The sequence below is a fragment of the Nocardiopsis metallicus genome, from assembly GCF_014201115.1.
GTDB classification, from domain to species: domain Bacteria; phylum Actinomycetota; class Actinomycetes; order Streptosporangiales; family Streptosporangiaceae; genus Nocardiopsis; species Nocardiopsis metallicus.
In genome coordinates this window covers 6673709-6686762 of sequence record NZ_JACHDO010000001.1, presented here as the reverse complement: position 1 = coordinate 6686762, position 13054 = coordinate 6673709, and the positions used below count along the sequence as shown (strand labels likewise).

The following is a 13054-nucleotide window of genomic DNA, read 5'->3' as shown; positions in this document are numbered from 1 at the left end:
TTCCCACAAAAAGAATAACCCCTTAACTCCAATCCATGACTAAAGTGGAGCCAAAAGGATAATTACCACCAATAACAAACCACTTTCTCCAGGCGGCCACTCTTCCATATTCTCAAAAACCGGGGGAGGCGATACTAATATCGCCTCCCCCGGAGAATGAATTAACATTCTGAGCTCTGTCCAGCCTTAGAGGTGGCAGACGGAGCAACCTGCCTCGTCGTCGTCCTCATCCAGAGCATTGGAGAGAACCTCGAGCAGAGGCCGGTTGGGCTTAGCTCGTTTGGCAGCACGCTCCATCGCCGCCTTGTGACGCTCCTCGATTTCCTCACGACGCTCGACGAGTTCCGTGAGCGATTCTCCCTGAGTCCAGGTGTAGTCACGTCCCTGCATCGCCTTGTGGCGGTATCTGACCTTCTCCTCGTAGGCAACAGCCTTATCGAACAGGTCGGGGTGGCGGTCCTTCAGCCCGAGCCACTCGTGCTTCCTCTGGAAGAAGCAGAAGTAGCAACCGGACCTGGTGCGCCACTCGTAGTAGTCGGGCAGGCCGATACCGGCTTCGTCCAGGATGCGGTCGACGCCGCTCCGGTCGATTCCGTCTTCTCGGAAGGGGAACACGGCCTTGATATTGGGCTTGGTGCTCACGTATCCGAGGCGGTTCTCGTCGGCACGGATCGCCACGTAGGAGATGACCTCGTCCTCTCCAACCCACTCCTCAAGCGGCTTGAGCTTGAGGTTCTTGGTGCACCAGCGCATCTGGGGGGAAGGGAGCGTGCCCTGGTAGACCTCCATCCAGTGGTCGAAGTCGCGGTCGGCGTTGAGACGCACGATCGACTTGCCCAGGGCAGCTTCGAGCCGGTTGAGGTACTCGTAGGTCTCGGGGAGTTCAGCGCCGGTGTCGCAGAAGAAGTACTCCATGTCGGGCACGCGGTCGCGCATATAGATGGCAAGGGATGAGGAGTCCTTGCCGCCGGAGATGCCCAGGACGTGCCGGACCTTCTTCGCTGGGGCGTCATTGGTCATCGTCGCTCAGTCCTTTCCATCGTCGGTCGGCTCTGCGGGCGTGGTCATGTGTTGGGCGAGCGCGGCGAGGAGGATGCGGGCCCCGTCAGCGCCGAGCATCTCCTCAGCCTGCCTCATGGCACTGACAGCAAGCTCTTGTGCCTCTTGCTGGGACTTCTCAGGGACATAGAGCAGGGTGCGCTGCTCGTTGCCGTCACGGCCGGTGAGGGTGAGCAGGCGTGTGTCCAGAGCCTCTTCCTGGCCCTCATCCTCGCTGTGGCTTTGGTGCAGGTGGCTGACGCGGTCGAGGGCCTGGGCGATTTCCCGTACCCGGCCGGGGAAGGCTTGAGCGTCGGTGTCGGCCCAGTCACCGAGGGCCGAGTTGGTCAGTCGCACGACCAACGGCTCGAGCCAGTCCTCGTCATCCAGAGTGCTGTTCAACGCGATGGAGACGAAGCCGCGCAGCTCGGTACTGAGGTATACCCCTTCGAACCCCTTGAGGCGGGCCGCGAGTTCCTTGCGCATCCTAGGCAGTGTGGAGCTGAGACGGAACTCCTTGCTGATCACCTGCACGACCTCTGCACGCAGTGCACGGTCGGCCTCAGAGATCTCCTTCACGGCTTGGGTGAGGCGCTCGGCGAAGCCCTTGTTTTCTGGAGTGCTCTTCTTCATCTCCGAGGTGATGGGCTCCATCCCCAGCGCTTGGGGCAGGAGCCGAAAGAGCAGATCATCGGGGTCTTGGGCTTGAAGCAGAGCAGTGCGGACGGCCACAGCGTCCTTGCTGAGACGGCGTGTACGGCGACCGTAGGGGGTCAAGACCATGACCCGCTCAAGCAGCGCCCGGGCGACCGCCAGCAACGCCGGGTTGCGCAGGGCCTGAGAGCGAGGCGCGTCAACATCGAGGGCTTTGGTGAGCTTCTTGACGACGCTGGCTCGCAGACCATCGCCAACCGGGGTCGACTTGACCTCGAAACGAAACGGGGCCTTGACGATTCGCTCGACGATGTCGGCCGTCATCCGCGGGCGGTAGGTCCCCTCTTCGAACAGCGCCACATCCTCACCGCGGATAACCAACGCCGTGATGACCAGAAGGGGGATGACCCCCTCCTTCACCCCGTACGGGGGACGGGCCAGGACTTCGAAAATCTTGTCGAGCCTGGTGCGCTCGTGAGCGTCGGTGAGCGCGTTCTCAAGTGCCGTCCAGACCGGCTGGGCGTGAGCATGCTGCGGCCCAGGTCGAGAGAACCCGTAGGGGAGAATGGAGGTGGCGTTGTCCTCCACAGGAACGGACGTGTTCTCACGGTGCAGGCCCATGTAGGCGAGTGCACCGCTGTACATGGCTCGTTCGGCCGGGTATTTGGTGATGCCCAGGTACCGCTCGCCGGACCTGGTGAGCATCGCGGTGAGAAGCTCCCTGCGGGCCTTGGCTCCCTGGCTGCTGAGTTCGGTGCGGCCGAGCATCTCGTTGCGCACGTGCGGGCTCGCCGAGAAGGCCCGATCACACGCGATGGAGGCATAAGCGCTGAGGCTACGGCCTTCGATGATGTCGCCCTCATCGGCGTCCTTGGGGATGCCAGAGACCCACAGCCGCCAGGTCGCGTGCTGGCTCGGCGGGAAGAAGGCCGAGTTCAACTGCTCCATGAGCTCGGTCTTGGCCATGGCTGCACGTTCGCTGATCTCACGGCGTGCCACATGGTCCAGCTCTTTGTCCAGGAGCAGGTCCTGGAGCGCGACGAAGTGCCTTGCGGTGGCCAGAACACGCTCGGGGTCGTTGGTGGTTCCAAGGACCACGGGAAGTTCGGTGTCAACGACCGGGACATCGTCAAGGCTCCCGAAGTGGAACACCAGTAGCCCGTCGGCGTAAGGGGCCAGCTCATCCAGCGTGTGGACTTCCTGGACACCGGGCCCGGTGGCTTCAACGAACAGAGCCCGCTGCATCCCGGTGACCTGGCTGTGCCTGCCGGCGACCACAGCGGCTGGCAGGTGGTCCTTGAGCTTGCGCAGGACCTCGGGCGTGTCGAGATGGCCGATGATCTCTTCGACACGCTTGCCGATATTGACATCCGTGCCTTCCCAGACACGGTATTCGCCGCTGTAGTCACGCAGGACGAGTAGTTGCTTGTCTGTTTTGAGATGGTCCAGTCGCTTCTGCAGGTCCGCGTAGGCGTCGTCATCGAACGGCTCCTGCGGGTCGTGCAGAGCGAAGTAGATCATCGTCGTGGTGGCCCGAAGCGCACCGTCGGAGTCCATCAGGTTCAGCATGCCGACCGCGCGCAAGATCTCCTGGTTGCGCGCGGACAGCCCCGTGGCCCGGTCGATCCGGCTTTCGACCTCGATCCATCGGCTGGCGTGGGAGGAGGCGAGCAGGGAGGTGCGTCCGGAGTCGAGGAAGAAGTCATAGAGCTGGGGCAGGCGGATCGTGCTGACCGTGCCCGGTGCCGCCTGCGCGTGGGTCTCCAGGGAGCGGCGGACCGTGTTGGGTTCGTCGCTGTTGAGGAAGTTCGCCAGGCTGCGGTCATGCTGGCCGATCTGCGCGGCGAGGTAGGGGGCCGCGACCGCGGTCAGAGGGTGCAAGGGGTACAGGTCAACAAAGTCTGAAGCAGTCAGGTCGACCACGGCATTGAGTCCGTGCTCACGCCAGCTCTCCTCAGCCGCCTGGGCGTAGGCGCTGATGAGTTCCTGTCCCTGCTCGGCCACCGCAGTGTGGTCGAGTCGGCGGCGCATGAGCTGCACCGCATCGCCCAGATGAGGCGTGAAGGTGATGTCTTCGAAGCGGCCCTGGATCTTGGCCCACTCGCGGGTCTGTAGATCACTCGACCGTGCGGCGTAGTCCATGAACGACATGTGCTGCAGCGTCATCAAGAAGAGCTGGTGGCCTTGCCGCCCTGCGCTGCGTTCTGCGATTTCCTGAAGCAGGAACAGGTCGTCCTCAGCGCTGGCGGATTCGCTGTGAGCGGCCAGGTGCTCAAGGGTCTTGCCGAACTCGTCGATGACCAGCAGCACCGGAGCCTGCGCGCACAGGGCAGCGACGGCTTCCAGGATGCTTTGCGGACCAGCGGTAGTGGAATCAGCGCAGTTGGCCAGGGCCGCACTGACCTCTGAGGGAGTCTTTTCGTGGGGCCAGTGCTTTTGGGCTGCGGTGTGCAAGGCACGCGCCAGAGTCGCGGTCAGGGGCTCCCGTCGAGCGGTCGCCACGGCCCCAAGAAAGCCTTGGTCGGTGAGTGCGTTTCGCCCCTCAGAGATCCTGTGGCCAAGGCCGGGGCTCGTCTCGTCGAGGAGCTTTTCAGCCTGTGTCCTGCGTGCGTCGTCATCACCAAGGAGGGCATGGATGATGTTGGCCAGGGTCGATTTGCCTGACCCGTAGGGGCCGGTGAGTGACCATGCGCGAGTGCGTCGAGGGTCATCGAGCGCTCCAGCGAGACGGTCAAGCACGTCCACGGCGCGTGCACCGATGTAGGGATCGTGCAAGGGCTCTTGAACGTCGCGTTCGAGGTTGGTGGAGCGCATCTGGGAGCCGACGAGGCTGATCCCTGCGGGGAACCGCGGATCTTCCATGGCGCTGCCTGTGGTGTTGGGGCGGGTGAGAGCGGTCGTGGTCACGCGTTCTCCTCAGCAGGCAGGCGGAGCTGGGACTCATCGCCGGTGCGGTCTTTGCGTTCGCGGCGTTCAGCCTCGGCGAGCTTGGGGTGGTCGTGAAGCCACTGGGCGCGGCTGGGAAAGCCCTCACGTGAGCGGATGTTGCCGTACTGGGCGTCGAGTACGTCCCAGGCGAGTTCGAAGGGGTCGCCTGAGAACGAGAGGCTACGCTGGCCGACGGCTTCGGTGATCTGCAGCTGGGGGTGGGAGGCGATCACTTGTTCCAGAGCAGAAGCGATGTCTGGCTCGCGCACGCGAAAAGCCCGGCCAGGAGAGCCAGGCTCGTTGGCCAAACGGGCCAAGGAGATCGAGCCGCTCTTGTGTGTGGCGTGGGCGGCGTAGTCGAGGCAGGCATAGGCCAGCACCCGGGGCGGCAAGGAGGTCCGAGAGCCTCGGGTGAACTGCCATGCCGGTTGGCCTCGGGTTCCGACCTGCTCGAGTAGGTCGAGTTCACGGAACGGGCACAGGAGCAGGTCCTCGAAGGTTCCCGGAGCGCCGTTCTTAGCGTGCTGGGTCGGCAACGCATACATCTTGGTGATGCAGTCGATGTCCTTGAGGATGGAGCCCTCAGCAGGGCCTTCCCGGTAGGACAGGTTCACATGCCGACTGACGAGCCCTTTGAGGTCCTCAGCTTTGAAACGGGAGAAGGGGGCGAGGTGGAAGGTCACATACCAAGAGGGCGCCCAACTCAAAGCACCAGGACGAGAGCTGACCAGCCACCAGTGCAACAGCCACAGGCTGCCAGTCTCTTCAAGGTAGGGGTCGGCTCCCTGCTCATCCAGCAGCCAGCGGGCTTCCCAGGTCGGGTAGGACAGCAGAGCTCGGGACTGGGCCTCGTCTCCGTAGGCTTCCTTGGTGAGCTTGAACGCCCGAGACCAGTACCGGATGGCCGCCACCATGTTCTTGCCCACGCCGAGGCGGACTGGAGCGTCAGGGGCGATGAACACGCCCGGATCGTTCTTGGCCTGTGTGTAGGCCTTGTTGAGCCAGCCGAAGCGTGGTGTGAACGTTTCGTGGCGCGCGAAGGAGGAGTGAGCGGCTTGCGCGAGCCGACTGTCTGACATCGAGGCTCTTTTCCGAACGGATGGTTGAAGGGCGGCAGGCAGGAGCGGATGCTGGCTCAGATGGCAGAGCCGAGCGCCTGGCGGACCTGCGCTACAGCGCGGACAGTGGAAGCGATCGCCACATCAATGTCGCGATGAGTGGTGGCGTAGCCCAGCGAAAAGCGCACGGCGGAGTCTGCTTCTTCCCGGTTGCGTCCCATGGCGAGCAGTACATGGCTGGGTGTCGGTGCTCCAGAGGCACAGGCGCTTCCATCAGAGGCAGCGACCTCTGGCATAGCCGAGAGAACGGCGTCTGCTGGTGCTCCAGGGAAGGTCACGCTACTCACTCCGGGGAGCCGTTGATCGCGTGCGCCATTGATGTAGCTGCTGGCGGTCTGTTGAGTGAGGGCGACTTCGAGCTTGTCTCGCAGCTCAGTGATGCGAGCTTGTTCGACAGGCAGCGCACAAGTCACGGCAGCTGCGGCTGCGCCCGCACCGGAGATACCCGACACGTTGAGGGTGCCGCCTCGCCAGCCGCGTTCCTGCCCGCCTCCGACGATCAGGGGCCGGAAGGGAAGATCGATCCCACGCCGAATAAAGAGTGCACCCACTCCTTGAGGGCCACCGAACTTGTGCGCCGACAACGACAGCAGGTCAACATCCAGGTCTGCAAGATCAACCGGGAGGCGGCCCACCATCTGCGTCGCATCGGTGTGAACCAGCGCTCCAGCCGCATGAGCCGCCTCAACGATCGGGGCCAGGTCGGTGAGCACCCCGGTTTCATTGTTGGCCGCCATCAGGGAAACGATGGAAACCTTCGATGATGCCAGCGCCTTGTGCAGGTCGACCAGATCCACCAGGCCATCCGCGTCCACGGGAAGCAGCGTCAGGGCATTCGGCGTATCAGCCGTGAGCTCTCGGGCGGCCTCAAGGACAGCCGGGTGCTCCACTACGCTCGTGATGACTCCCCCACCAGTGCTGTAACCAGCGCGCAGAGCGAGGTTGTTGGCTTCGGTGGCCCCTGATGTGAAAACGATCTCACCGGGAGAGCAGCCCAAAAGCTCGGCTACTTGTTTGCGGGCTTTATCAACCCGGGCAGCCGCTGCGTGTCCCGGAAGGTGCGGGCTTGAGGCGTTGCCGACGGCAAGCATCGCTTCCATGACGGCTTCTCGCGCTTCGGGACGCATCGGAGCCGTCGCGTTGTAGTCGAGATACACAGGGCCTACTCCCGACACCTGATTCGTCATCATCTACCCCGCTTGCCCGGTCTCGTGCTCTCGGCACTACTGGTGGCTTGACTCGCAACCCTTGAAGACTTCCACCAGCAGTACACCGTGATCCTAGTACCCCACGGTTCAGGGTGGGCTCGATTAACGCGAGTGCAGGGGCCGGATCTTCGTCACGATGCCCCTTGACCTGATTGGAACACACGTTCGTAACAGTGGCCGGATGTGGCCACTCTTCCTCCCTGGCCGGGGACATCGGCCGAGCCTGCGCCTGTCACGATCAAACTGTGGGCTTTCTGCGCCATCGGCGCGTTAGCGAACGGGTGACGCTGATCCCTGTCGGCGAGGCGGTCTAGGGTGAGCGACACGATACGCAGCGCATGTACATGTGCGTACTGCTGCAGAGCTGGAAGGGATATAGGGGTGCAATCGACAGATAGGTGGTCCAACTGCTGGGGGTGGGTGTGAACGGATCCCCGGGGTACCCCTTTCGTGACATCTTCATCACCGCACCGATGACCTACGTTCGGCGCATCCTGGGCGAGCCCGCCTGTGAACTTCTAGAGCTCCTCCACGGGGGCTCGGACTCTGGCGAGACACTTCGCAGGGTTGCTGCCTCAGCAGTGCCTGCAGAAGAGCTGGTGGCAGATAATGAGGAGCGAAAACAACTACTCGCCCTGCTCCCCGAGACCAAACGGGTTGAGCTTGCTCACAGGTTGGGGGCGGGAGATACCGCACCAGAGGCGTTCCTAGAAGAACTTCCTTGGGGCTCCGATGAGCGTCGAACCCTGCTTGGATTCTTGGGGCAGGTCATCGACCGCGCCCCGGAAGCGCAGATACCTCATGAGCGAGATGTCCGCCCGGCCTACGGACTCTTTCCACACCAACGCGCTGCGGCCAGCAAGGTTCGCCGACTCTTGTACACCGGCGAACGGCGCACCGTCCTCCACCTACCTACCGGAGTCGGCAAGACACGTACGGCCATGAACGTGATCTGTGACCACCTCAGGAGCCGGGAGCCGACCACCGTCGTATGGCTTGCCCGCGGCCGAGAGCTACTTGAACAGGCAGCACAGGAGTTCGAACAGGCCTGGAGCGTCCTAGGGGATCGCGAAGTCACCGTTGCGCGCATGTGGGGCGACGTCTCCGTGAACATCGACGGCCTCACGGACGGGGTCATCATCCTCGGGCTCGACAAGGCTGCAGCGGCTGCCAAGAACGATCCAACGTTCCTAGACCGTTTGGCATTGCGCACCACACTCACCGTGTTCGACGAGGCTCATCAGGCCATAGCCCCAACGTACCGAAAGACGGTAGACTCGCTGACCCTTCGCAGTGACTCGAGCCTACTCGGCCTCACAGCAACCCCTGGTCGCACATGGGCGGATATCTCTGCCGATGAGCAGCTCGCAGATTTCTTCGCACGCCAGAAAGTGATGCTGGAGATCGAGGGATACGACAACCCTGTCACTGCCCTCATCGAACAGGGCTATCTCGCGGCACCAACATTCCGCACGGTCGCTACAGAGTCAGGGATGGCACTCAGTGCTGAAGACAAACGCGCGCTGTCCGCCTCCTTCGACCTCCCGAACACCCTGATCGCACGGCTCACCACAAGTGTGCAATGGAATCTCCAGGTCGTACGCACCATTCTGGATCTTATCGAACAACAGCACCCTCGAATTCTTCTTTTCGCTGCTTCTGTTGAGCACTGCCGACTCATTACTGCAATCCTATCCATGCTCGGAATCGACGCAGAAAAGATCACCGCGGAATCATCAGTGCGCCATCGAGACCGTTCAATTAAGCGATTCAAAGGGCCAGGAACACGCCCGATGGTTCTGTCTAATTTTGGTGTCCTTACAACAGGGTTCGATGCCCCCTCAGCCAGCGCTGCCGTCATCGCACGTCCTACTCGGTCGTTGGTTCTTTACAGCCAGATGGTAGGTCGTGTCATCCGAGGGCCGAAGGCTGGTGGCACTCCTAGATGCGAAGTAATAACTGTGGTCGACCCCGATCTCCCTGGCTTCGGGGATGTCGCAGAAGCATTTACCAACTGGGAAGACGTATGGAGGAATAAATGACTTCAAAATACTCGATCGTTACTGCCGACCTTACGGTAAAGGCGCTGCAGGATAGTGGATACAAGTCCACCGCTCACGCGATTGCTGAACTCATCGATAATGGGATCGAAGCAGAGGCCGATCTCGTTGAGTTGTTCGTTGTCGAGTCCACAGAACGACCCTCCCAATGGGCTCGCCATCGAGTCGAGAAGATTGGAGTTCTCGATAACGGCAAGGGAATGGATGATGAGCTACTGCGAAACTCCTTGCGCTTTGGTGTTGGCACCCGACAGAACCGAAAGGGGATTGGTCGATTTGGTGTCGGATTGCCTAACTCCAGCATCTCTCAATGCAACCGTGTGGACGTGTGGTCTTGGACCAACGGGCCTGATAACGCGTACCATACCTATCTCGATCTTGGTGAACTGCGCAACGGGCGCGCCGAGGTCCCCAAGCCCGAGAAGGAGAAGCTGCCGGATGAATGGCAGGAAATTAGTGAAGGGCTAGGAGAAACTGGCACCTTCGTCCTGTGGACTCAGCTCGAACGGGTACAGTGGCGTGGATCCAAAGCGACTCTGGACAACACAGAAAGTCTCATCGGTCGTCTTTATCGACGTTTGATCACGCAGGGAATCCAGATCAGGCTCGTTCCAATGCGCGGATCCGAGGTCCTGCTTGGTGCCCGAGATGCTCGCCCTAACGATCCCCTCTACCTCATGGCGCCGAGTTCTACACCTCCGCCCTTTAACCAGAAACCGATGTTTCGCCCCTACGGGGGAGGAAACACAGGCGAAATCGGTGTCGAAAAATTTATGGTAAAAGGGGTCGACGGAAATGACTATCCAGTCCTGATCCGATCTTCGATATCCACAGAATCAGCGCGCCGCCCTGACATTGCTGGGGAAGAGTGGCCCAAGGAAGTATCACCGAGCCTGCAACCTGGAAGCACGCCTTGGGGTAAGCACGCTGCTAAGAACCTGGGAATTTCGTTGATGCGAGCTGACCGGGAGCTCGACGTCGACACGAGGTGGACTAATTCCTACGACCCCGTTGAGCGGTGGTGGGGGATTGAAATTGACTTCCCCCCTCAGCTTGATGAGGTGTTTGGAGTCACGAATAACAAGCAATCTGCGACCATATTCTCAAGTCTGGCCACCTTCGACTGGGAGGAGGAGGCCGATGGAATGTCGTATGAAGAATTTCGCGACACACTCCGAGCTGAAGGCGATCACCGATTGCCGCTGATCGAGATTGTCTACCATATCCGTGAGAAGCTGATCAGCAAACTGCAATCTGACCTTAAGGATCAAACTCGAGGTACCGGTGCAAGCCGAAAACGGCATGAGAAGGTGGCGACCAAGGCTGACGAAGCGGTTCGCCGGCGAAAAGAGGAAGCCCCGCCAAGTTACACCGACACGCTGGGAGCGCAAACTAGCGTTGAGGAAAGCAAGCAGCAGCAGTACGAGAGCTTGGTCAACACTCACAAGTACAGCCCGGCGGACGCTGAGCGCATCATCGAAGAGACATGGTCCAACGACCGCCGCGTCCAACTGCTTACTAGCCGGAACCCCGACTCATCCGCGTTCTTCAATGTCGAGTACATCCCCCGCCTCTTGCAGGTTGCTCTCAATATGGACCATCCGGTCTACGATGACCTGATCGCGGTGCTTGACCAAGACCTCGATGGAGCAACTCGGGAAGAGCTCGCTGAACGCCTCGAGAGTGCCGCCAGCGCCTTCAAACTCTTGCTCATGTCCTGGGCAAGGTTCGAGGACGAGCAACCTGAGAAACCCCGAAAGAGGGCCTGGCAGATGCGCCAAGATTGGGGACGGATCGCCAGTGAGTTTCTTCGGGCCGATGATGAGGAAGATGACTAGTGCCCAGAGATCATATCTGGCAGCAAATCAGCAGTCTCCTCGGATCCGCAGAAAACAGTATCACCTTGATCGCGCCCTTCATTAAAAAAGACACTTTCAAGGAAATACTGGAAATCGTGCCTGCAGGTGTCGAAGACATTCGGTGCGTTACACGCTGGTCAGTTCCCGAGATTGCGGCCGGAGTGTCCGACCCAGAGATCATCGACCTCATGGAATTCGACAAGCGCATAAAAATATACCTATGCCACAGTCTCCATGCCAAGCTCTACATAGCAGACGGCCGCTGCCTCATCGGATCAGCGAATCTGACCGGAAAAGCCACCGGTCGTGTTTCAGCTAGCAATATCGAAGTACTCATTGAGTCGGAGACCAGCCATCAAGAGATTCAGCGGCTCCTTGCAACGGTCGAAGCGCATTCGATCGTAGCCACATCTGATCTCGCCCAGCAACTGCGCGAACAGGCGGATCTTCTTCGCGAGGACGATGACGCCCCGATGCTTGTGGTGCCTGAGCAGCAAGAGCCATCTCGGCGGTGGATGCCCGAAACCCGCCGACCAGAACGGCTCTACCAGGTCTACAATGGGAAGTATGGAAGCGTCGGAAGCGACGTCCTTGCTGCGGTCCTCCGAGATCTCGCTGAGCTCGACATCGCCCCCGGCCTTTCCCTGGAACCATTCAAGGAAGCTGTACGTGGTCGGCTTCTGCTGATTCCAGAGCTTGCAGACTTGCGAGATACCGGGCGTTTGAATATGAAGGATGCGCGGGACGAGCTCATAGCGCGCTCCGGCTGTACCTCGGAACAGGCGCAGCGCTCGGTCGAGACCCTCGCTGAGTGGCTCTGGCACTTCGATGAAGTGCACCTAGTTCCTGTCGGGGCTTGGGAGATTCGACAAGGCAGAGAGATCACTTGAATCTTCGCTTCTAAGTGGTGGTACGTACGATGCCGTTGATCAGGCTTTCGTCCGTCGTAGCTGTCAGCGGTGTTGCAGCCCAGCCGTGATCCTGAGTAGACGATGCTCTTAGCAAGTCTCGCACCTTGGAGAGGTTTCGTTATCTGCTGGGCCATACGGAGATGGCAATCCTTTTGATCATTGAACGTCAGACCTCACAGAAGCGAAAGATAGGAGGAATATTGCTCCCAAGTCCCGATGCCATGGTCTCCGGAAACGCCTACTGGCTGCTGGCGACAGTGCGGCCCTTCGAGGGCCGGTGGGGCAGGCGGATCACTACTGAACGCCTCAACGCTTACAAGGCGGCCATGACCGATAGCTAGGAGATCGGGCAAGCTGATGATTTACCGGTCATTGTTGAAGTTCCCAGGGTCGCACGCCTGCTTGACATCACCCCCAGACCATAGCCCGATGGCGTAACAGAAGACCAGGCCCGCAGGACCGCGGAGACAGCCTCCGCCTGGCTTCAGCACTTCGGCCGGCACCACACCGAAGTGGGCTACGGCTCAGCACCGAGCACACCTAAGATCACACATGCACGTCTTGGTGTGGCGGTGCATCGTCGGTCTACCGTCACACCACACAGGTCAGGTGATCGGGAAGGCGCCTCATGGCACAGGCTCGGGTTCCATTCCTCCTTGGGCACGCCGAGGTCGCCTTCCTCTACCGGGTCGAGCGTCAGACCTCACAGAAGTGGCGGTCGGAGGGCACACTCGGCGAACCCGACCTGATCGCATCAGGCAACCCCTACTGGCTGCTCGGTACAGTCTTAGAGCTCAGCGCCGAAGGCGACCGTCTCGTCGACCAGGAGCGCCTGGCGGCTTACAAAGCCAAGATCCCGAGCGGCTATGTTCTTCACGACCAGGACCAGCTTCCGGTCATTCTCGGCAACCAGGAAGTCGGCCGTGTTCTAGGTAGGGACGCCCAGGCGGTCTCCCGGTGGCGCAACCGTCAGCGCATCGCTGAGCCCGACCTGGTTCTCTCAGGCTCTCCGCTCTGGCTCCTCGAGACCGTCATCGACGACGCGCGCCTACGGCAACGTGACCTCGTCGCCTCTGAGGTCTCTGCACTCCGTGTAGGTCAACGTTCTCCTCAGAAACCCCGGGGACGCAGACCAGCTCCTGCAGCCACCAGGCCATCACGTGAGCCGCTGCCCGCAGCACAGACCTTCACCGCGACCGATGAGACCGCAGCAGCTGAGTTCCTAGCGTCCGTTTTGGCCAAGGGCTACTCCGTCGTCATCAAGCCTCAGCGCTAAGC

General features: G+C 60.9%; 9 protein-coding genes. 5 read left to right on the top strand and 4 right to left on the bottom strand.

Annotation, left to right across the window (positions count from 1 at the left end; translation table 11 throughout):
* Window positions 1-186: 186 nt before the first annotated feature.
* From HNR07_RS29465 to HNR07_RS29450, 4 genes are read right to left on the bottom strand one after another with little or no spacing between them, the layout of a single operon-like run.
* Complete coding sequence (locus HNR07_RS29465) at window positions 187-1020, bottom strand: phosphoadenosine phosphosulfate reductase family protein (RefSeq protein WP_184368968.1); 834 nt, start codon at window positions 1018-1020, stop codon at window positions 187-189.
* Window positions 1021-1026: 6 nt separating this feature from the next.
* Window positions 1027-4599, bottom strand: a complete 3573-nt coding sequence (locus tag HNR07_RS29460) for a nucleoside/nucleotide kinase family protein (protein ID WP_312894014.1) — start codon at window positions 4597-4599, stop codon at window positions 1027-1029.
* Window positions 4596-5699: a DUF4007 family protein gene (locus HNR07_RS29455; protein WP_184368965.1), complete on the bottom strand. Its 1104-nt coding sequence runs from the start codon at window positions 5697-5699 to the stop codon at window positions 4596-4598. The genes HNR07_RS29460 and HNR07_RS29455 overlap by 4 nt, the downstream gene beginning before the upstream one ends.
* A 56-nt stretch (window positions 5700-5755) precedes the next feature.
* A complete protein-coding gene (locus HNR07_RS29450; protein WP_221318974.1) occupies window positions 5756-6895 on the bottom strand; it encodes a cysteine desulfurase family protein in 1140 nt (379 codons plus the stop codon).
* A gap of 449 nt (window positions 6896-7344) precedes the next feature.
* Between HNR07_RS29450 and HNR07_RS29445 the strand changes: the two genes are divergently transcribed.
* The 5 genes from HNR07_RS29445 (at window position 7345) to HNR07_RS29425 (ending at window position 13052) form a co-directional block, all read left to right on the top strand.
* Window positions 7345-8988: a DEAD/DEAH box helicase gene (locus HNR07_RS29445; protein WP_312894013.1), complete on the top strand. Its 1644-nt coding sequence runs from the start codon at window positions 7345-7347 to the stop codon at window positions 8986-8988.
* Window positions 8985-10844, top strand: a complete 1860-nt coding sequence (locus HNR07_RS29440) for an ATP-binding protein (RefSeq protein ID WP_184368958.1) — start codon at window positions 8985-8987, stop codon at window positions 10842-10844. The genes HNR07_RS29445 and HNR07_RS29440 overlap by 4 nt, the downstream gene beginning before the upstream one ends.
* The gene (locus tag HNR07_RS29435; RefSeq protein ID WP_184368955.1) at window positions 10844-11755 is read left to right on the top strand and encodes a phospholipase D family protein; all 912 of its coding nucleotides are present in this window, start codon (window positions 10844-10846) and stop codon (window positions 11753-11755) included. Before HNR07_RS29440 ends, HNR07_RS29435 begins: the two co-directional genes overlap by 1 nt.
* 221 nt (window positions 11756-11976) lie before the next feature.
* Entirely contained in the window at window positions 11977-12117 is a 141-nt protein-coding gene (locus HNR07_RS29430; protein WP_184368952.1) for a hypothetical protein, read from the top strand.
* Between the two features lie 287 nt (window positions 12118-12404).
* Window positions 12405-13052 (top strand): hypothetical protein, encoded by a 648-nt coding sequence (locus HNR07_RS29425; protein ID WP_184368950.1) that lies wholly within the window; start codon window positions 12405-12407, stop codon window positions 13050-13052.
* The last annotated feature ends 2 nt before the right edge of the window (window positions 13053-13054 follow it).

Bases quoted from the DNA above. Each gene is read 5' to 3' on its own strand.
- HNR07_RS29440 (WP_184368958.1), top strand. From the start codon at position 8,985: ATGACTTCAAAATACTCGATCGTTACTGCCGACCTTACGGTAAAGGCG.
- HNR07_RS29455 (WP_184368965.1), bottom strand. From the start codon at position 5,699: ATGTCAGACAGTCGGCTCGCGCAAGCCGCTCACTCCTCCTTCGCGCGC.
- HNR07_RS29465 (WP_184368968.1), bottom strand. From the start codon at position 1,020: ATGACCAATGACGCCCCAGCGAAGAAGGTCCGGCACGTCCTGGGCATC.
- HNR07_RS29425 (WP_184368950.1), top strand. From the start codon at position 12,405: ATGGCACAGGCTCGGGTTCCATTCCTCCTTGGGCACGCCGAGGTCGCC.